17 protein-coding genes, 2 rRNA genes and 1 pseudogene are annotated in these 19,846 nt (G+C 66.0%); 7 read left to right on the top strand and 13 right to left on the bottom strand.

The features are described 5' to 3' along the window. Positions 1-8: 8 nt before the first annotated feature. The gene (locus BLW81_RS15385; RefSeq protein WP_083407910.1) at positions 9-1,190 is read right to left on the bottom strand and encodes an acetyl-CoA C-acetyltransferase; all 1,182 of its coding nucleotides are present in this window, start codon (positions 1,188-1,190) and stop codon (positions 9-11) included. Between the two features lie 80 nt (positions 1,191-1,270). Here BLW81_RS15385 and mce point away from each other — a divergent pair, with 80 nt between their 5' ends. Then, positions 1,271-1,744 carry a methylmalonyl-CoA epimerase gene (gene mce, locus BLW81_RS15380; protein WP_083407909.1) on the top strand — a complete coding sequence of 158 codons (474 nt, stop codon included), beginning with the start codon at positions 1,271-1,273 and terminating at the stop codon, positions 1,742-1,744. On the opposite strand, the gene BLW81_RS15375 is transcribed toward mce, so the two are convergent. Together BLW81_RS15375 and nucS are read right to left on the bottom strand one after the other, a co-directional pair. Then, entirely contained in the window at positions 1,741-2,028 is a 288-nt protein-coding gene (locus BLW81_RS15375; RefSeq protein ID WP_083407908.1) for an Rv1322 family protein, read from the bottom strand. The two genes, mce and BLW81_RS15375, sit on opposite strands and share 4 nt — an antisense overlap. Beyond that, entirely contained in the window at positions 2,028-2,699 is a 672-nt protein-coding gene (gene nucS / locus BLW81_RS15370) for an endonuclease NucS (protein ID WP_083407907.1), read from the bottom strand. The genes BLW81_RS15375 and nucS overlap by 1 nt, the downstream gene beginning before the upstream one ends. Positions 2,700-2,744: 45 nt before the next feature. Here nucS and BLW81_RS15365 point away from each other — a divergent pair, with 45 nt between their 5' ends. Continuing rightward, positions 2,745-4,349 (top strand): adenylate/guanylate cyclase domain-containing protein, encoded by a 1,605-nt coding sequence (locus BLW81_RS15365; protein ID WP_083407906.1) that lies wholly within the window; start codon positions 2,745-2,747, stop codon positions 4,347-4,349. Here the strand turns inward: BLW81_RS15365 and glsA are convergent. Both glsA and BLW81_RS15355 read right to left on the bottom strand, forming a co-directional pair. Beyond that, positions 4,338-5,590, bottom strand: a pseudogene (glsA, locus tag BLW81_RS15360) (glutaminase A). The gene BLW81_RS15365 and the pseudogene glsA sit on opposite strands and share 12 nt — an antisense overlap. 9 nt (positions 5,591-5,599) lie before the next feature. Continuing rightward, positions 5,600-7,033, bottom strand: coding sequence for a carotenoid oxygenase family protein (locus BLW81_RS15355; protein ID WP_083407905.1), 1,434 nt, complete (start codon positions 7,031-7,033; stop codon positions 5,600-5,602). A gap of 65 nt (positions 7,034-7,098) precedes the next feature. Here BLW81_RS15355 and BLW81_RS15350 point away from each other — a divergent pair, with 65 nt between their 5' ends. Continuing rightward, complete coding sequence (locus tag BLW81_RS15350; protein WP_083407904.1) at positions 7,099-7,752, top strand: TetR/AcrR family transcriptional regulator; 654 nt, start codon at positions 7,099-7,101, stop codon at positions 7,750-7,752. Here BLW81_RS15350 and BLW81_RS15345 read toward each other — a convergent pair. Genes BLW81_RS15345 through BLW81_RS15335 form a run of 3 tightly spaced genes read right to left on the bottom strand, consistent with a single transcriptional unit; the run spans position 7,736 to position 10,478 of the window. Next, positions 7,736-8,614 (bottom strand): alpha/beta fold hydrolase, encoded by an 879-nt coding sequence (locus tag BLW81_RS15345; protein ID WP_157897707.1) that lies wholly within the window; start codon positions 8,612-8,614, stop codon positions 7,736-7,738. The two genes, BLW81_RS15350 and BLW81_RS15345, sit on opposite strands and share 17 nt — an antisense overlap. Further along, complete coding sequence (locus BLW81_RS15340) at positions 8,611-8,979, bottom strand: nuclear transport factor 2 family protein (RefSeq protein WP_157897706.1); 369 nt, start codon at positions 8,977-8,979, stop codon at positions 8,611-8,613. Before BLW81_RS15340 ends, BLW81_RS15345 begins: the two co-directional genes overlap by 4 nt. A 56-nt stretch (positions 8,980-9,035) precedes the next feature. Then, a complete protein-coding gene (locus BLW81_RS15335) occupies positions 9,036-10,478 on the bottom strand; it encodes a cytochrome P450 (protein WP_083407902.1) in 1,443 nt (480 codons plus the stop codon). 81 nt (positions 10,479-10,559) lie between these two features. On the opposite strand from BLW81_RS15335, the gene BLW81_RS15330 reads away from it, so the two are divergent. Continuing rightward, complete coding sequence (locus BLW81_RS15330) at positions 10,560-11,333, top strand: TetR/AcrR family transcriptional regulator (protein WP_322788745.1); 774 nt, start codon at positions 10,560-10,562, stop codon at positions 11,331-11,333. Here BLW81_RS15330 and BLW81_RS29980 read toward each other — a convergent pair. Both BLW81_RS29980 and BLW81_RS15320 read right to left on the bottom strand, forming a co-directional pair. Next, positions 11,222-11,650: a hypothetical protein gene (locus BLW81_RS29980; protein ID WP_235632011.1), complete on the bottom strand. Its 429-nt coding sequence runs from the start codon at positions 11,648-11,650 to the stop codon at positions 11,222-11,224. The genes BLW81_RS15330 and BLW81_RS29980 overlap by 112 nt on opposite strands. Further along, the gene (locus tag BLW81_RS15320) at positions 11,571-13,067 is read right to left on the bottom strand and encodes an FAD-dependent oxidoreductase (RefSeq protein WP_157897705.1); all 1,497 of its coding nucleotides are present in this window, start codon (positions 13,065-13,067) and stop codon (positions 11,571-11,573) included. The genes BLW81_RS29980 and BLW81_RS15320 overlap by 80 nt, the downstream gene beginning before the upstream one ends. An 87-nt stretch (positions 13,068-13,154) precedes the next feature. Between BLW81_RS15320 and BLW81_RS15315 the strand changes: the two genes are divergently transcribed. Next, complete coding sequence (locus BLW81_RS15315; RefSeq protein ID WP_083410565.1) at positions 13,155-13,763, top strand: TetR/AcrR family transcriptional regulator; 609 nt, start codon at positions 13,155-13,157, stop codon at positions 13,761-13,763. Between the two features lie 3 nt (positions 13,764-13,766). Here the strand turns inward: BLW81_RS15315 and BLW81_RS15310 are convergent, their stop codons facing one another. Continuing rightward, complete coding sequence (locus tag BLW81_RS15310; RefSeq protein ID WP_083407900.1) at positions 13,767-14,333, bottom strand: dihydrofolate reductase family protein; 567 nt, start codon at positions 14,331-14,333, stop codon at positions 13,767-13,769. A 105-nt stretch (positions 14,334-14,438) separates the two neighbouring features. Here BLW81_RS15310 and BLW81_RS15305 point away from each other — a divergent pair, with 105 nt between their 5' ends. Both BLW81_RS15305 and BLW81_RS15300 read left to right on the top strand, forming a co-directional pair. Beyond that, positions 14,439-15,920 carry a DNA-3-methyladenine glycosylase 2 family protein gene (locus BLW81_RS15305; RefSeq protein WP_083407899.1) on the top strand — a complete coding sequence of 494 codons (1,482 nt, stop codon included), beginning with the start codon at positions 14,439-14,441 and terminating at the stop codon, positions 15,918-15,920. Continuing rightward, positions 15,920-16,423 carry a methylated-DNA--[protein]-cysteine S-methyltransferase gene (locus BLW81_RS15300; protein ID WP_083410564.1) on the top strand — a complete coding sequence of 168 codons (504 nt, stop codon included), beginning with the start codon at positions 15,920-15,922 and terminating at the stop codon, positions 16,421-16,423. The genes BLW81_RS15305 and BLW81_RS15300 overlap by 1 nt, the downstream gene beginning before the upstream one ends. A 54-nt stretch (positions 16,424-16,477) precedes the next feature. On the opposite strand, the gene rrf is transcribed toward BLW81_RS15300, so the two are convergent. Further along, positions 16,478-16,592 (bottom strand): 5S ribosomal RNA (rrf, locus tag BLW81_RS15295). Positions 16,593-16,694: 102 nt separating this feature from the next. Beyond that, a 23S ribosomal RNA gene (locus tag BLW81_RS15290) occupies positions 16,695-19,822 on the bottom strand. Positions 19,823-19,846: the final 24 nt, after the last annotated feature.

Genomic DNA, 19,846 nt, shown 5'->3' with positions numbered 1-19,846 from the left:
CGTAGACGCTACGGCCGACGCAGGATCAGCGCGTCGCCCTGACCGCCCGCGCCGCACAGCGCCGCGACCGCGTAGCCCGAACCGCGACGGGCCAACTCCAGGGCGGCGTGCAGCGTGATGCGCGCACCGGACATGCCGATGGGGTGACCGATCGCGATCGCACCGCCGTTGACGTTCACCTTCTCCGGATCGACGCCCAACTCCTTGGTCGAAGCCAGCGACACCGCGGAGAACGCCTCGTTGATCTCGAGCACGTCGAGCTTGTCCAGCGAGATCCCCTCGCGTGCAACGGCTTTCTTGATCGCGTTGGCGGGCTGCGACTGCAGCGTCGAGTCGGGTCCGGCGACCACACCGTGGGCACCGATCTCGCACAGCCAGGTCAAGCCCAGCTCCTCAGCCTTGGCCTTGTTCATCACGACGACCGCACAGGCACCGTCGGAGATCTGCGAGGCCGATCCCGCGGTGATGGTGCCGTCCTTGCGGAAGGCGGGCTTGAGCCCCGCCAGCGACTCGGCGGTGGTGTTGGCCCGGATGCCCTCGTCCTCGTTGAACTCCAGCGGGTCGCCCTTGCGCTGCGGGATCGACACCGGCACGACCTCGTCGGCGAAGACGCCGTCCTTCCACGCCGCGGCGGCCTTCTGGTGCGACCGGGCCGCGAACTCGTCCTGCTCGGCGCGGGTGAACTGGTCGACGTCGTTGCGCTGCTCGGTCAGCGCGCCCATCGGCTGATCGGTGAACACGTCGTGCAGCCCGTCGTAGGCCATGTGGTCGAGCACGGTGACGTCGCCGTACTTGTAACCCGACCGGCTGTTGACCAGCAGGTGCGGCGCCTGGGTCATCGACTCCTGGCCACCGGCGACGACGACGTCGAACTCACCGGCCCGGATCAGTTGGTCGGCCAGCGCGATCGCGTCGATGCCCGACAGGCACATCTTGTTGATCGTCAGCGACGGCACATCCCAGCCGATGCCCGCGGCCACGGCGGCCTGGCGGGCCGGCATCTGGCCCGCACCGGCGGTGAGCACCTGCCCCATGATCACGTACTCGACCGCGGAGGCGGGCACGTTCGCCTTCTCCAGGGCACCCTTGATCGCGATGGCACCCAGGTCGCTGCCCGAGAAGTCCTTCAGCGACCCCATGAGCTTGCCGACGGGCGTGCGTGCTCCGGCAACGATTACCGATGTCGTCATTATTTCCTCTCGGGACTGGGTATACGACTGTGTGCCATGACACATTCCGCAAACATCTGTCTCAAGGTTACCGTTACGTTATGACCACTGAACACGTAGACGCACGTCCAGCGCTCGCCAGCGCCCTGGTGACGGCGATCGACCACGTGGGGATCGCGGTGCCGGACCTCGACGCCGCCATCAAGTGGTACCACGACCACCTCGGCATGATCGTGCTGCACGAGGAGATCAACGAGGAGCAGGGCGTCCGCGAGGCCATGCTCTCCGTGCGCGGCGCGGCCGTCGGCAGCGCCCAGATCCAGCTGATGTCGCCGCTGGACGAGACCTCGACCATCGCGAAGTTCATCGACAAGCGCGGGCCGGGCTTGCAGCAGTTGGCGTACCGCACCAGCGACATCGACGCGCTCAGCGAGCGCCTCCGCGCCGACGGCGTCCGCCTGCTCTACGACGCGCCGCGTCGCGGCACCGCGAACTCGCGCATCAACTTCATCCACCCCAAGGACGCCGGCGGCGTCCTCGTCGAGCTGGTCGAGCCGGCCGCCGACGAACACTAGGACCACTTGCGTGTCGGGCCGCGGGTGGCCCGGTGCGTCCAGCACGGGGTGTGCCAGTGGCGGCGGTCGTCGACCGCGCCCTCACCCATATCCGCCGGGAATACCACCAGATGTGCTGTCCCAGGCCGGATCTCGTGATCACAGCCCGGGCAGCGGTAGGTCTTGACCGCACGCGCCGCGGGAACCGGACGCACCTCGTAGTCGTATCCGTCCGGCCCGGTCTCGATGCGCCGCGGGGCGGGCAGCCGAGGTGGTGGACCGTGCGGCCGACGCCTGCGCGGCATCAGAACAACCGGAACTCGGAGTTGTCCATCCCGCGCATCTGGTCGTAATCCAGCGTCACGCAGCGGATGCCGCGATCGGTGGCCAGCGTGCGGGCCTGCGGCTTGATCTGCTGGGCGGCGAAGATCCCCGCCACCGGCGCGAGCAGGGTGTCGCGGTTGAGCAGTTCGAGGTAGCGGGTGAGCTGCTCGACCCCGTCGATCTCGCCGCGGCGCTTGATTTCCACGGCCACCGATCCGCCGTTCTCGTCGCGGCACAGCAGGTCGACGGGCCCGATGGCGGTCATGTACTCGCGCCGCACCAGGGTGTACCCGGCGCCCAACAGCTCGACGTGTTCGGCCAGCAGCTCCTGCAGGTGGGCCTCGACGCCGTCCTTGACCAGGCCGGGATCGACGCCGAGTTCGTGGCTGGAGTCGTGTTCGATGGCCTCGACGGTGATCCGCAGCTGTTCGCCGGTCTTGTTCTCGACCACCCAGACCGGCATCGGGCCCGAGTCGTCCTCGGTGAGCCGGCACGGCGGGCTCATCCAGTTCAGCGGCTTGTAGGCGCGGTCGTCGGCGTGCACGCTCACCGAACCGTCGGCCTTGATCAGCAGCAGGCGCCGCGCCGACGGTAGATGTGCGGTCAGACGTCCGACGTAGTCAACAGTGCACTGGGCGATCACGAGACGCACCCGACCACCTTAGGCGCCGCTCCGGCGAATTAGGCTGCAGGCACGATGACGGCCACACGGAGCGTTGCGCATCGGCTGGGCCGCGTCCTGGAGAGGGTCACCCGGCAGAGCGGTCGGCTGGCCACCACCCCGGAGTACGGGTCATGGTTACTCGGCAAACCGGAGGAGAGTCAGCGGCGCCGACGAGTCCGCATCCAGGTCATCCTGACGTTCTTCATACTCTTCACCAACATCCTCGGCATCGCCGTCTCGCTGCTGCTCAACGGGGTCGCGATCCCGGTGCCGAGTGTGTTCACCGACGCACCCGGATGGCTGACCTGGGGTGTCGTCCCTGCCTACATGCTCAGCGCCCTGGTCTTGGGTACGGCGTGGATCACCTCGCGGACCGTCGGTTCCCTGCGGTGGGCCATCGAGGAACGAGCTCCGACCCAAGCCGACCAGCGCAACGTGTTCCTCGCACCGTGGCGGGTCGCCCAAAAGCTGCTCCTGCTCTGGGGCATCGGCACGGCGCTGTTGACCCTGCTCTACGGCATGCAGAATTCGGCGTTCATCCCTCGATTCCTCCTCGCCGTGGGCTTTCCGGGCATCATCGTGGCGACCGCCTGCTACATGATCACCGAGTTCGCTCTCCGACCGATCGCTGCCCAGGCGCTCGAGGCCGGTCGCCCACCCCGCCGACTCGCGCATGGCGTCATGGGCCGAACGATGACCGTCTGGCTGCTGAGTTCCGGGGTGCCTGTGCTCGGCATCCTCTTGTTGGCGGTTTTCGCCCTGGCGTTGCGGAACCTCACCGCGACCCAGTTCGCGGTGGCCGTGATGATCATCGCGGTGGTCGCGCTGGCTTTCGGCTTGATCCTGATGTGGCTGCTGTCGTGGCTCATCGCCACTCCGGTACGCGTCGTGCGCTCGGCTCTCAAGCATGTCGAAGAGGGCGACCTGGACTGTGATCTCGTCGTCTTCGACGGCACCGAACTCGGCGAACTGCAGCGCGGATTCAACTCGATGGTGCAGGGCCTCAAGGAACGCGAGCGCCTGCGCGACATCTTCGGCCGCCACGTCGGGCGGGACGTCGCTGCCGAGGCGGAGAAGCAGCGGCCCAAACTCGGCGGCGAGGAGCGGCACGTCGCCGTGATCTTCGTCGACATCATCGGATCGACGAAGTTGGTGACGGCCAAGCGCGCGACCGAGGTGGTCGACCTGCTCAACCGGTTCTTCGCGGTCGTCGTCGAGGAAGTCGACAACCACCAAGGCTTCGTCAACAAGTTCGAGGGTGACGGTGCGCTCGCGGTGTTCGGCGCTCCGGTGCGTCTCGAGAACCCGGAGGACTCGGCGCTGGCCGCCGCGCGGGCGATCGCCCGGCGCATCCACCAGGAAGTGCCCGAATTCGACGCGGGCATCGGGGTGGCCGCCGGCGAGGCCGTGGCCGGAAACGTCGGCGCCAGAGAACGTTTCGAGTACACCGTGATCGGTGAACCGGTCAACGAAGCCGCGCGGCTGTGCGAGTTGGCCAAGGAGACGCCGGGGCACCTGCTGGCGTCCGCGGATGCGGTGTCGGCCGCCACCGAGTCCGAGCGCGGGCATTGGACGCTGGGTGACTCGGTGACGCTGCGCGGGCACGACGAGCCGACCCGACTGGCCCTACCCGCCTGAGGCGTGCGCGGCCAGCGCCTCGTCCACGGTGCTGAACACCTGATCCGGATCGGCACCGAGATCACCGTCGGGGTCGACGACGTAACCCTGCTTGCCCAGGATGCCGAGCGATTCGCGCATACCGGCGAGCATGCGCCGGGCGGCGTCGTCGATGTCGTCGACGCGCGACAACTCCAGCACGGCCACATCGAAGTCACCGCATTCGCGCTCCAGCGTGCGCAGCACCCGCTCGGCGCCGGCGAACAGCAGGTCGCCGTGCAGCTCGTAGACCCGTACACCAGGGGCGGCGTCGTAGGCCGCCCGGATCGTCGAGCGCGATTCACGCGGGACCGACAGGAAGTGCAGCCCGAGGTTCTCCGACAGCGAGCGACACACCCGCACACCGCGCACGCTGTGGCCCTTGTCGTCCAGAAGCGGTGAGTAGACACCGATTCCGAGTTGACCCGGCAGCACCGCTGTGATGCCTCCGCCCACACCACTTTTCGCGGGCAGGCCGACTGCGCTCACCCAGTCCCCCGCCGCGTCGTACATCCCGCAGGTGACCATCACGCTGAGGGTGCGTTGCACCACCGACGGGCCGATCAGCCGTCGTCCCTGCACGGGGTCGACACCTCCGCGGGCCAGTGTCGCGGCCATCCGGGCGAGGTGGTCACCGTGATCGAGCACTGCCGGAAGTAGACGTCGAGGCTCTCGTCGGGGTCGCCGTCGAGAACGCCGAAACTCTGCAGCATGTAGGCGATTGCGCGATTGCGGGCCCCGGTGGCCTTCTCCGAGGTGTAGACGTCCTCGTCGACCGCGAGGTCGCGACCCGCGCACGCGGAGTAGAACTCGCGGATCCGGTTGAACCGGTCATCGGCCGAGGCGCCCGGGACCAGGGACACGGCCGCGATCGCGCCGGCGTTGATCATCGGGTTCTTCGGGATCTTGGTGTCCTCGTCGACACTGATCTCGTTGAACGCCTCACCGGACGGTTCGACACCGATCTTGGCGTCGACGGCGGCCGCGCCGATGCAGTCGAGCGCCAGTGCGTAGGTGAACGGCTTGGACACCGACTGGATCGTGAATTCGAGTGCAGCGTCGCCTGATTCGTAAACATAGCCGTCAGCCAATGACAGCGACAGGCCGAATCTGTCGGGATCCACCCTGGCGAGTTCGGGGATGTAGTCGGCCAGCGCCCCGTCGGGGTCGTGGGCGTGTTGGGCGCGAATCTGGTCCAGGTACCGCTGCACCAGTTCGGCCATGTGGGGAGTCTAGGCGGGCACCCAGTTGCCGTGGAACCCAGCGGGCACGCGGTGCGGCAGTTTGATACTCGCGACGTCCTGCAGGGTCTGCGCGTCGAGGATCGCCAGTTCGCTGCGGTCGGTCCGCTTGTCGTAGACGTAGCCCATCAACACGCCGTCGTCCTCGGCCGCATCCGGCGAGGACGGCTCGAACACGAACTCCCCGACGATCTTCCCGTCCCCGAACGACCGCTGCGCCGACCCGGCGCCGACGAAGTCGTGCTTGAGCAGAGTGTCGCTGCCCTCACCGTCGGAGAACGCCGGCGTGTACCCATATCGGTGGCGCTTGCCGACGCGGCGTTCGTCGACACGCGGGAACTCCTGGCCGCGATCGTCGATGCGCGACTCGCGCACCTTGCCGTCGGCGAGGTCGACGACCCAGCGATCGAGTGTCGGCGGTCCCTCGTCGGGTCCGAGCCGATTGTGGTCGAACATCTTCGGGTGGCGCGCGACATCCAGCACGATGGTCTCGCCCTCGTCGTAGGCGTTCATCGGATGGAACACGTAGCACGGTTCGACGTCGAACCAGCGCACGTCGGAGTTGTCGCCGTCGCGGGGCATCACACCGACGCGGGCGGGGTACTTCGGGTTCCACGAGTACGGGTATCGGCGGTCGGCGGTTCCGCGAATCGGTTGCCGCGCGGCGATCGGGTCCGGGATGCGGATCCGACCGATCAAGGCGGACAACATGAGTCGGGCGGGCAGGCGCAGCGCTTTCGGAACGCCCATCTGCACCATCTGGTTGGCGTCGAGCGTGACCGGCAGGTCGTAGAACACGACGTGGTTCTCGGTCAGCGAGAAGTCGTGCATCATCGGTGCGCCCGCCACCTTCACGTCGACGACGCGGCGTGCCCGGCCGTCGACGCCGATCACCGAGTACTGCACCGTGTTTCCTCCGTACACGTGGTAGGAGACGGCGTGCAGTTCGCCGGTGTCGGGGTCACGTTTGGGGTGCGCGGTGTACCCGCCGGCGAGTGTCCCGTCGAAGTCGCAGGCGCCGACGGTGTCCAGCTCGTCGGTGAGTTCCATGTTGGTGACGCCGGATTCGATCAGTGCCAGGATCTTGCCCGCGTGACCGATGACGTTGGTGTTGGCGCCGATCCCGGACACCGGGAAGTGGCCGCTCGGCGGCTTCTCCCCCAGGGCGCGTGCGGTCTGGGGGCCGCGGACCCACCGGTTGCGATACCACTCGGCCTTGCCGTCGCGGATCCGGATGCCGTGCACCATGCCGTCGCCGATGAACCAGTGATACAGGTCGGGGTCGAGTTCACCGACCGGGTTGGGTCCGTTGCGCAGATAGCGCCCGTCCAGATGCTGCGGGATGGTGCCGGTGACGTCGAGGTCGGTGAGCGTGAACTCCTCGGCGATCGGCGCGAACGCGCCTTCGAGATAGCGATTCGCCATGTCGACTCCCCCATAACAGTGTTATGACCGCCTCTGTATAACACTGTTATGGCACGATGGCAAGGATGAGTAGTCCGCGTGAGCAGTTGGTCGAGGCCGGCATCCAGGTCCTCGAGCGCGACGGCCTGGCCGCACTGAGCGCCCGCAAGCTCGCCGCGGAGACCGGCACGTCGACCATGGCGGTCTATACGCATTTCGGCGGCATGTCCGGGCTCATCGAGGCGATCGCCAGCGAGGCCTTCGTCCGGTTCACGCGTGCGCTGACCATCGACGAGTCCGACGATCCGGTGGCCGACTTCTTCGTACTGGGCATGCGTTATCGCGAGTTCGCGCTCGCCAATCCGCAGCGCTATCAACTGATGTTCGGTACCTCGGCGGAGTCGTTGAACCGTTTTCACGCCGACCTGACGGTCACCGGCAGCGCCAGCGCCCGCGCGGAGTGGGCGGTGTCGTTCGAGGCGTTGCTCATCGCGGTGCGCCGGATGATCGCGGCCGGGCGCATCCGCGACGACGATGAAGCAGCGATCGCGGGACGCATGTGGAGCATCAACCACGGCACGGTGCTGTTGGAGATGGCGGGCTTCTTCGGCCACGAAGGCCACGGAATGAGTCAGATCCTCGGCCCACTGGCGGTCGACGCGTTGGTCGGAATGGGTGACGAGCGGGAGAAGACCATGGCGTCGCTCGCGACCGCGGTGGCGGTCATGTTCGGTCCGTAGCGCTCCGCTCGAGGAAGCCGCGGCACAAGTCGGCGACGACCCCGGGTGCCTCGTCGAGCGCGAAGTGCCCGGCGTCGATGACGTGGACCTCGGCGGTGGGCACGTCGCGGCGGTACGCGTCGGCCTCGGCCGCTTGGAACGACGGGTCGTAGCGGCCCCACACGACGAGCAGGGGCGGCTGGTTGTCGCGAAGCCATCGCTGCCAGGTCGGGTAGCTCGCGACGTTGGTGCGGTAGTCGTAGAACAGGTCGGTTTGGATGTCGCGCTGTCCGGGCCGGTCGAGGAACGCCAGCTCGTCGGTCCACAGATCGGGGTCGTAGCGCTCTGCGTCGGGGCTGTGGCCGACGTGGCGCAGGCGGGTGGCGTGGTAGGAGAAGAAGTTCTCCCGCAACTCAGCCTCGTAGCGAGATCGGTCGGCCCAGAACGCTTTTCGGGTATCCCACAGCGGACCGAGGCCGTCCTCGTGACAGACGGCGTTCTGCACGATCAGGGCCCGCACCCGCTCGGGATCGCGCGTCGCGAGGCGCATGCCGACGGGTCCGCCGTAGTCCTGCATGACGAGGGTGTAGCGGTCCAGGCCGAGCCGGTCGGTGAAGAGCTCGACGATGTCGGCGATGTGGTCGAAGGTGTAGTCGAACTCGGTGGTGGGCGGCGCTTCGCTGTGCCCGAAGCCAGGATAATCGGGAGCGATCAGGTGCCAACGATCGGCGAGCCGGTCGATCAGCGGCTGCCACATCCGCGACGATGACGGGAAGCCGTGCAGCAGCAGCACGGCCGGCGCGTCGGGCGGGCCGGCCTCACGGTAGAAGACCTCCCGGCCGTCGACCGTGACGTACCGAAAGCGCGTCGGGTGAGCGGTCAAGAGGTGGGCGGGATCAGCACGGTGAACAGATCGGTGATCAGTCCATCGGCGACGATTGCGACGTCGAAACCCGTCATTCTCGGTTCGCCGTCGGCGGGGTCGACGAGTCGCCACGCCAGGTGACCGAAGCCGGGCAATTCATGCACCGGACCGTCAGCGACGAATTGCTGTGCGCCGAGCGCGTTTTGCAGTGCGACGCACTTCGCTTCCAACGCTTCCTTGCCGGTGGTGACGCCGTCCGAGTCGGTCCAGCGGACGTCGTCGGCGTAGGTGCGGTCGATGGCGGCGCGCCGCTTGCTTTCATCGCGCTCGTTGAAGACCTCCAGCAGGTTGGACCGCATCAAGGTCTCGACGGACTCCGCCACGTCGTCCTCCTTCAATGAAGTGTGCGATCACCATAGGCGCCACCGTGGCGGCCGTGCTACGTATCGAGGAGTTCCAGGTGGATCGGCAGATCGTCGGCCGGCGTGGGCCCGGTCCCCCAGGTGAGCGGGACGCGGTAACCGTCGGGCACCGTCCACCGGAAGCCGCGCAGAAGTTTGTGCATGACCGTCTTGACCGTCATGTCGGCGAACTGCTGGCCGATGCACTTGTGCGCACCACCCCCGAAGGGCGCGAACGCGTACCGGTTGACCGCCGCCCGGTTCGCGGCGTCGGTGAACCGGGACGGGTCGAAGGTGTCGGGGTCAGGCCACCAATCCGACAGCCGCATCGAGGCGTGCACGCTGATCGCGATCTGGCTCTTGCGCGGGATGAAGTGACCGCAGATTTCGGTGTCGCGGATGGCCTGACGGAACAGCGTGCCGGCGGGCGCATACATCCGCAGCACTTCCTTGAACGCGGCGTCGAGCATCCGGTAGTCCTCGAGGTCGTCAAGGGTGGGCGACTCGATCGGTCGGGCGACCGCCTCCTCGCGAAGAGCGTCCTGCCACTTGGTGTTTCGTCCTAGCTCGTAGGCCAGCATCGACAGTGCGATGGCTGTGGTGTCGTGGGCGGCCATCAACAGGAAGATCATGTGGTTGACGATGTCGGCGTCGGTGAAGCGTTGTCCGTCTTCGGATTCGCTGCGGCACAACATCGAGAACAGGTCGGTGCCGTCGGCGCGGCGACGCTGCGCGATCTGGTCGCCGAAATACCGCTCCAGGCGTTCGCGGGCCCGCAGTCCGCGCGCCCACGTGCCGCCGGGCACGTCCGCGCGGACGATTGCCTGGCCACCGTGCACGGTGTGGTGGAAGTCCTCGATGCGTTGGTCGGACTCCACCCCGAGTTCGGTGCCGACGAACACCTCGGCGGCCTGTTGCAGCAGCAGCTGTTTGATCGACGGATACATCGGGAAGCGATCGGCGCCACGCCATTTCGCGAGCGCGCGGTCGACGCCGTCGGCGGTGTCGGCGAGATAGGTGTTCAGCGCCGTGCGCGTGAACGCCCGCTGCATGATGCGCCGGTGGTCGCGATGCTCCTCGAAGTCCAGCAGCATGATGCCGCGGTGGAAGAACGGACCGATCACCGGTTGCCACCCGCGGGTGCTCGACAGCGCCTTGTCGCGGTTGACCCACGCCGCTTCCAGCGCTTCGGGTCCCAGCAGCGCGACGACGCGGAAACCCACGCCGCCGGCCCACGACACCGGGCCGTACCTGGCGTACCGGCGCCGCGCGAACTCCAGCGGGTCGACGAGGGTGGACAGGACGTGGCCGAGGTAGGGCATGCCGTAGTTGCCCATCACCGGCCGCAGCCCGGATCCGGCGGGCGGCACCGCCAGCGGACGGTCGCGGGTGGGCCAGCGGTCGTTGACCGTCGCGCCGATGCCCTGGAGCCGTTGTCGCGCCTCGGTCAGTGAGGTCGGCGGGTCCAGGAGGTTGAGCATCGACCGATCCCTTCGTCGACTATCTGGTACGTAACCGTGCCAGTTTTGTCGAAGCGTTGTCAATGGTGCGACGATCGAGCGATGGGCTCGTCCTCACCGCGCAGCTACGGCGGTGTTTCCGGTGCGGAGCGGCAGCAGCAACGCCGGGCGCGACTGCTCGAGGCCGCCCTCGACATCATGGGTCGCGACGAGTGGCGAGACGTCACCGTCGAGCGGCTGTGCGCCGATGCCGGCCTGAACAAGCGCTATTTCTACGAGAGTTTCGGCGAGGTCGACGCGGTCGCCGAAGCGGTGATCGACGACGTCGCCGCGGCCGTGCGGGACGCGACGGTGGCGGCCGTTGCCGAAGTGGCGGCCAAACCCCTTGAGCAGCAAGCGTTTGCCGGCGTTCAGGTGCTGGTGCACAGCCTCGTCGACGACCCGCGCCGGGCCAAGGTCCTGCTGGGTGGCGTGGCCGCCACTCCCGGGTTGCGGGCGCACCGGGTCGCGGTGATGCGCAGCCTGACCGGGGTGCTCATCGAGCATGCGCGTGCGGTGCACGGCGTGGAGCTCAAACACGACCCGCTGGCACTGATCGCGCCGGCGTTCGTGGTCGGCGGCACCGCCGACGCGATCCTGGCGTTCGTCGACGGCACCGCGGCGATCACCGTCGACGAGCTGATCGCTCAGCTGACCACGCTGTGGTTGATCACCGGCGACGGTGCGGCCGCCGTCGCGCGAACGCGCCTCAACGGAGAATCCGGTCAACTCCCGCCGACTTCGGCGGGCAGCGGCGGCGGCAAGGGCGTCGAGGGCGTCGGGGATGACGCGGGTGGCGGGGACGCGCCCGACGAGCCGATGGACTCGGTTCCGTGAAAGTCCACCATCGGCTCTTCGCGGATGACGCGCGCACCGTCGCTGACCGTCAGGGCGCTGTCGGTCACGGTGTAGGTGATCCCGTCGTTCTCAGCGGTGAACCCGTCGGCGGATTGTGTTGCGGGCAGGATCAATCGGGCACCGTCGCGAAGCCGAACCCCGCGATACTCGTAGTCGCCGTCAGCCGATTCGCAGATCGCCACCCGCGAGCCCGCCGTGCTGCCGAAGACGACCACGTCACTGGGAGGGGCGCACCGGGCGGTCGAGTCGACGTAGCCCTGGGCGTCGGCTGCCGGGGCGGCGCCGGCGGAAGGCACGACGAGCAGTGAGCACGCCGTCACGGCGGTGGGAACGAGGAAAAGTGTGCGAGTCCACATCGCGTTCCAGGCCACCACGTCCGCGGCCGGCGCGCCGGCCGCGACGCCGCCGGGCGGCCCAATCGTTAGCCTTCCGAAACGATTGCGTGAGGTTTCGGCCGGCCCGTGTTCGGCTCACCTGATCGCGGATCGCGGTCGCGATCTCCTTGCTCGTTGCACCGATCTGGTCGGGACGATCGCGCAGCGTTCGCGCGGCAGCGGTGACCAGTCGCCGCGGGGTGAGCAGCCGCCCGGGGCTGACCTCGTGGTTGAGGACCCGCAGCAGCGTCGTCGTCGCGTCCGGGTCCGCGGCGATGTCGCGAAGCACCTGGGTGACCAGCGGGGTCGGCGGTCCGGGCTTGCCCATGTCGGTGGCGAACCAGTACATCGCGTGCGCATCGTGGTGACGCCACCGCCAGTAACGATGAGTGGCTGTGTCCACGGCCTGTTGGTCGGTCAAGTCGTCGGGCAGGGTCTCGGCAAGACGCTCGGCCTGCCGGAGCGCGTCGGCGATGCCTTGCGCGGGCGTGAAGTCCTTGAAGTGCCCGGCATCGCCGACGAGGACCCAGCCGGGTCCCGCGGCGCGACGAAAGTAGCCGTGCCACTTGGTCATGACCCGGACCGGTCCAACCTGTCGGGCACCGGCCAGGACGTCGGCGAGTTCGGGCCAGCGGGCGATGCCGGCATCGAAGGTCGTATCGCGCACGGCATTGGCGCCGCGGGCGATACAGGCCATGTAGAGACCGGAATCGGTCGGGCTGGCCAGGAAGCCGTACTCGCCGATGCGCGCCAGTCGCAGGCGGCCCTCGCGCTCGGCGACACCGTCGAAGTAGGCCCAGGTCGGCAGGCGGCCGGCCGGGGTGACCAGGTACTCGTGCGCGTCGGCGGCGCCGGCCACACGCGACTGCCGGCCGTCCGCGCCGACGACCAGACGCGCGCGGATGGGCCCCGTCGCCGTCTCGACGCCGGCGACCCGCCCGCCATCGGTCAGCAGACCGGTCACCTTGACGCCGCTCCGCACGTCGGCGCCCGCGGCCGCGGCGGCGTCGACCAGCACCGCGTCGAGGGTCACTCGGCGCACGCACATCCCCGGCTGCGCGAACACGTCGGGATCGAGTTCGGCGTCGATACGCACGCCCTCGTTGACCAGCGTGAGGCGATCGATCGGCACAGTGCCGGCGGCCAACACCGGGTCCAGCGCGCCGATGCGGTCGAGAACAGCGACACCGCAGGGCTGGATCACATGCGTCGACGGCGTCTCCGAGGGGAACCGCGCCTTGTCCACCAGGCACACGCTCATGCCTCGCCGCGCGAGCATGGCCGCCAGCGGGGAGCCCGCGCACCGCGCGCCGACAATCACGACGTCGAACGTCTCCACCACCCCTTCTCCGCAGACTTACCAGTGGTCAGTTTGACGGATCGTGTCGAACTTATCAATGGTCAGATTCTGGTCTACGCTCCCACCGTGGCGAACTCGCGCTCCTATCACCACGGCAACCTGCGGCAGGCGGCGATCGAGGCGGCTATCGGGGAGGTGCGACGGGTCGGGGCCGCGGGGGTCAGCATGCGGGAGGTGGCGCGGCGCGCCGGAGTGACCCACGCGGCGCTGGCTTACCAGTTCGGCGACAAGTCAGGGCTGTTCACCGCCGTCGCGACAGAAGGATTCCGGCTGGCCGCCAAGGCCATCGGGGCGGCAGCGGTCGGACGCGACGCCTTCGTTGCCGGCGGTATCGCCTACGTCGTCTTCGCGATCGAGCATCCCGGGCACTACGAGGTGATGTTTCGCCCCGATCTGTACCGCCATGATGATGCCGAGCTCATGGAGGCCCGCAACGCGGCATTCGCACTGCTCTACGGCAGCGCCCGGACCAGCCTGGATGCGCCCACCGGTCAGGATGTCACCGGCGTCGTCGTCGCCGGATGGTCGATGTCGCACGGCCTGGCCACCCTGTTGCGCACCGGCAATCTCGAGGGCCGGATCCCCGGAGACGCCAGCGAACTGGCCCGCCAGATCGCCGAGGGCATCGTGCAACTCGGGCAACTCGCCCGCCGCCATCTCGAAGCGCTCGGGTAACAGTCAGTCGCGCTTGGCCTCGTAGCGCAGCAGCACCGTGCCGCACGGAAAGGTGCGGTTCTCCAACAGGCGCATCGAGATCCAGGACGGCAGGGGCGGAAAGAACGGGGTCCCGCCGCCGACGGCGGTCGGCGCGATCACGATGCGGTATTCGTCCACAAGCCCTGCCTGCACGATCGGCGCGGCCAGTGTCGCCCCTGCCACCTCTAAGTTGCCGTCGGTCTCGGCCTTCAGTTCCGTCACGACCTCGACCGGGTCGCGGCGTTCCAGCCGAGAGTTCCAGTAGACGGACTCCAGCGTGCGCGAGAACACGACCTTGGGCATGTCGCGCCACGTGCGGGCATAGTCGACGACGAAGGGGCCGGCATCCGGAGCCTGGTCGGCGGTCGGCCAGTAGCCGGCCATGAGTTCGTAGAGTCGCCGGCCGTAGAAGGACAGGGCGGTCTGGCGTTCGAAGTCGTTCCAGTACTGGTGGAGTTCCTCGCTCGGATTGGACCAGTCGATGTTGCCCTGCGCGTCGGCGATGTAACCGTCCACCGACACGTTGAAGCCATAGATGAGTCTGCCCATGCACTTCAGACTGCACCAGGCCGTGGAATTCATCGGCCCTGCTTCGCCGACGACGATGTCGGTTTTCCGCCAGTGCTGTCGGAGGTCGCATGTAATTGTTGATGCGTGCACGACGATTTCGAGCGCTGCTACCGGGCCGTTCAGTCCAAGGACTCGCGGTTCGATGGGTGGTTCGTCACCGCCGTGCTGACCACGCGAATCTATTGTCGGCCCAGCTGTCCGGTTCGCCCGCCGTTCGCGCGCAACATGCGGTTCTATCCGACAGCTGCGGCGGCGCAGAAGGCCGGCTTCCGGGCGTGCAAACGCTGTCGCCCCGATGCGTCGCCGGGGTCGCCGGAGTGGAACATCCGCGGCGACGTCGTCGCCCGGGCGATGCGCCTGATCGCCGACGGCACCGTCGACCGCGAAGGCGTCACCGGGCTCGCCGCCCGGCTCGGGTACACCACGCGCCAGTTGGAGCGGCTGCTTCAGGCCGAGGTCGGGGCCAATCCGCTGGCGCTGGCCAGAGCGCAGCGTTCGCAGACCGCCCGTGTGCTGATCGAAACGACCGATCTGCCGTTCAGTGACGTGGCGTTCGCGTCGGGCTTCTCCAGCATCCGACAGTTCAACGGCACGGTGCGGGCGGTATGCGACCTGACGCCGACGGCCCTTCGCCAACGTGCCCGCACGAAGTTCGGCCGCAGTGACGCCGCCGGCGACCTGGCGCTGCGCCTCCCGGTGCGCACCCCGTTCGCTTTCGAGGGATTGTTCGGCCACCTCGCGGCCAGCGCGGTTCCCGGCGTCGAAGAGGTCCGCGGCGGCGCCTACCGTCGCACACTGCGGTTGCAGTACGGCAGTGGAATCGTCTCTCTCACACCGCAGCCCGACCATGTGCAGTGCCGTGTCCAGCTCGACGGCTTCCGCGACCTGGCCACCGCCATCGCCCGCTGCCGGCGCTTGCTCGATCTCGATGCCGACCCCGAGGCGGTCGTGGACGCGCTCAGCGCGGATCAGGACTTGAAGGCTCTCGTGGCCAAGGCCCCCGGCCAACGGATCCCGCGAACCGTCGACGAACACGAGCTCGCAGTGCGGGTGGTGCTGGGCCAGCAGGTCTCGGTGAAGGCGGCCCGCACCCACGCCGGACGCCTCGCGGCGGCGTACGGACAAGCTGTCACTGACCCGAACGGCGGTCTGACGCACGTCTTTCCGGCCATCGAGCAGCTCGCCGAGATCGACCCCCGGCACCTGGCGTTCCCGAAAGCCCGGCAGCGCTCGTTGACGTCGTTGATCCGCGCCATCGCCGACGGTGAGGTGATTCTCGACCCGGGTTGCGACTGGGACGCCGCACGCAACCAGTTGCAGTCACTGCCTGGGATCGGACCATGGACCGCCGAGGTGATCGCGATGCGTGGCCTCGGCGACCCCGACGCGTTTCCCGTCACCGACCTCGGGGTGCGGGTGGCGGCCAGGCACCTCGGATTGGCTGACGACCCGCGCGCGCTGACCGAACGCAGCGCCCGGTGGCGACCGTGGCGTTCGTATGCCACACAACACCTCTGGACCGCCCTCGACCATGCGGTCAACGACTGGCCCCCGAAGGAGAAGTGATGACAGGCATACAGTTTCGAACGATGAACAGCCCGGTGGGTCAGCTGACATTGGCGGGCAAGGATGGTCGGCTGATGCACCTGCGGATGGTCGACCAGACCTATGAGCCGTCCCGCGACGGATGGTTGCCCGACGACGGAGCTTTCGACGATGCCGTCGAGCAGCTCGAGGCGTACTTCGCCGGCGACCGCACGGAGTTCGACCTCGAACTCGACATGATCGGCACGGCGTTTCAGAGGAAAGTGTGGACGGCGCTGCTGACGATTCCCTACGGCGAGACACGGTCGTATGGAGAGATTGCCCGGCAGATCGGCGCGCCCGGCGCGTCCCGGGCGGTCGGATTGGCCAACGGCCACAACCCGATCGGGATCATCGTCCCGTGCCACCGCGTGATCGGGTCGAACGGAAGTCTGACCGGTTACGGGGGCGGCCTCGAACGCAAACTCGCACTGCTCGACATGGAGAAGCGCCGAGTCGCGCCGGCGCTGACGTTGTTCGACTGAGTGCACAAATGCCTGTGGCCCCCAACAGAATTGGGGGCCACAGGGCTAATGTGTGTTCGGCGGTGTCCTACTTTTCCACCCGTGTTGGGCAGTATCATTGGCGCTGGCAGGCTTAGCTTCCGGGTTCGGGATGGGTCCGGGCGTTTCCCTGCCGCTATTGACCGCCGTAACTCTATTCATTTTATCGGTGTCCCACGGTGTGTTGTGGGTGGTGTGTTTTGGTGGTGGGGTGCGGTTGTTTGGTCCGCGTGGAGTGTGTGGTTGCGAGTTTGTGTGTAAGTTTTCGGCCGGTTAGTGCCAGTTCCCTGAACACATTGCTGTGCGTGTAGGTCTGGTCTATCGATCCCGTGGTCTGCGGGGGGCCTTATCCCACTTGATGGGTGAGAAGCCTGGTCTTGGAAGAGGTTTCCCGCTTAGATGCTTTCAGCGGTTATCCTGTCCGAACGTGGCTATCCAGCGGTGCCCCTGGTGGGACAACTGGTGTACCAGAGGTTCGTCCGTCCCGGTCCTCTCGTACTAGGGACAGGTTTCCTCAAGCTTCTGACGCGCGCGGCGGATAGAGACCGAACTGTCTCACGACGTTCTAAACCCAGCTCGCGTGCCGCTTTAATGGGCGAACAGCCCAACCCTTGGGACCTGCTCCAGCCCCAGGATGCGACGAGCCGACATCGAGGTGCCAAACCATCCCGTCGATATGGACTCTTGGGGAAGATCAGCCTGTTATCCCCGGGGTACCTTTTATCCGTTGAGCGACACCCCTTCCACTCGGGGGTGCCGGATCACTAGTCCCGACTTTCGTCCCTGCTTGACATGTACGTCTCGCAGTCAAGCTCCCTTGTGCACTTACACTCAACACCTGATTGCCGTCCAGGTTGAGGGAACCTTTGGGCGCCTCCGTTACATTTTAGGAGGCAACCGCCCCAGTTAAACTACCCACCAGGCACTGTCCCTGAACCGGATATACGGTTCGAGGTTAGAGGCCCAATACGATCAGAGTGGTATTTCAACAACGACTCCACAATCACTGGCGTGACTGCTTCATAGTCTCCCACCTATCCTACACAAACCGTATCGAGCACCAATACCAAGTTGTAGTGAAGGTCCCGGGGTCTTTTCGTCCTGCCGCGCGTAACGAGCATCTTTACTCGTAATGCAATTTCGCCGAGTCTATGGTTGAGACAGCTGAGAAGTCGTTACGCCATTCGTGCAGGTCGGAACTTACCCGACAAGGAATTTCGCTACCTTAGGATGGTTATAGTTACCACCGCCGTTTACTGGGGCTTAAATTCTCCGCTTCACCCCGAAGGGTTAACGGGTCCTCTTAACCTTCCAGCACCGGGCAGGCGTCAGTCCGTATACATCGTCTTGCGACTTCGCACGGACCTGTGTTTTTAGTAAACAGTCGCTTCTCACTGGTTTGTGCCACCCCCTCCCGCTGCCCACCGCGAAGGTGTTGACGGTATGGGGGTCCCCCTTCTCCCGAAGTTACGGGGGCATTTTGCCGAGTTCCTTAACCATAGTTCACTCGTACGCCTCGGTATTCTCTACCTGACCACCTGTGTTGGTTTGGGGTACGGGCCGTGTATGCGCTCGCTAGAGGCTTTTCTCGACAGCATAGGATCACCGAATTCGCCTCACTCGGCTATGCATCACCTCTCAGGATAAGTGTCAGACGGATTTGCCTATCTGACTCCCTACAGGTTTGCCCCAGTATTACCACTGACTGGTACGGCTACCTTCCTGCGTCACCCCATCGCTTGACTACTACCACCGAAGGTCCCGCGCAGCCCCAGAAACCATCACCCCGAAGGGATCAGTGATTCTGGTTTTGGGCGGTTAGTACCGGTGATTCGTCAGGGACGCTCATACACGGGTACGGGAATATCAACCCGTTGTCCATCGACTACGCCTGTCGGCCTCGCCTTAGGTCCCGACTCACCCTGGGCGGACTGGCCTGGCCCAGGAACCCTTGGTCTTTCGGCGGGCAAGGTTCTCACTTGCCTTATCGCTACTCATGCCTGCATTCTCACTCCCACATCCTCCACAACACGTTCACACGGCTGCTTCACCGGATGCAGGACGCTCCCCTACCCAACCTATTGTCACCAATAGATTGCCGCGGCTTCGGCGGTGTGCTTGAGCCCCGCTACATTATCGGCGCACAATCACTTGACCAGTGAGCTATTACGCACTCTTTCAAGGGTGGCTGCTTCTAAGCCAACCTCCTGGTTGTCTTCGCGACTGCACATCCTTTTCCACTTAGCACACGCTTAGGGGCCTTAGCCGGCGATCTGGGCTGTTTCCCTCTCGACGCACGGAGCTTATCCCCCGCCGTCTCACTGCCACACTTTCACTTGTCGGCATTCGGAGTTTGGCTGACGTCAGTAACCTAGTAGGGCCCATCGGCCATCCAGTAGCTCTACCTCCAACAAGAAACATGCGACGCTGCACCTAAATGCATTTCGGGGAGAACCAGCTATCACGGAGTTTGATTGGCCTTTCACCCCTACCCACAGCTCATCCCCTCAGTCTTCAACCTAAGTGGGTTCGGGCCTCCACGCGGTCTTACCCGCGCTTCACCCTGGCCATGGGTAGATCACTCCGCTTCGGGTCCAGAACACACCACTACACACGCCACTATTGACGTGATACGCCCTATTCAGACTCGCTTTCGCTGCGGCTACCCCACACGGGTTAACCTCGCGACATGTCCCTGACTCGCAGGCTCATTCTTCAAAAGGCACGCCATCACCCCACACAAAAGCGAGGGCTTTGACGGATTGTAGGCACACGGTTTCAGGTACTATTTCACTCCCCTCCCGGGGTACTTTTCACCATTCCCTCACGGTACTGATCCGCTATCGGTCACTGAGAAGTATTCAGGCTTACCGGGTGGTCCCGGCAGATTCACAGCAGATTCCACGGGCCCGCTGCTACTCGGGGAAAACATTTCACGAAAGCCGCCAAGTTTTCGTCTACGGGGCTCTCACCCTCTACGACAGGCCATCCCAGACCACTTCGACTAACCCAACGGTTTATCACTTTCGCCCTCACCGGCGGATGAGAGAAGAAACGCCCCACAACACCGCACACACAACCCCCGCCGGGTATCACATGCACACGGTTTAGCCATCCTCCGCTTTCGCTCGCCACTACTCACGGAATCACTCTTGTTTTCTCTTCCTACGGGTACTGAGATGTTTCACTTCCCCGCGTTACCCCCTGCACCCTATATATTCAGGAACAGGTGACACGACATCACTCGTGCCGGGTTTCCCCATTAGGACATCCTCGGATCCACGCTCGGTTGACAGCTCCCCGAGGCATATCGCAGCCTCCCACGTCCTTCATCGGCTCTCAGTGCCAAGGCATCCACCATGCGCCCTTAAACACTTACAACACAAAACAGTTCAAATTCTCGGA

Source organism: Mycolicibacterium rutilum (assembly GCF_900108565.1).
Lineage (GTDB): Bacteria > Actinomycetota > Actinomycetes > Mycobacteriales > Mycobacteriaceae > Mycobacterium > Mycobacterium rutilum.
This window is presented reverse-complemented; position numbering and strand designations above follow the sequence as displayed.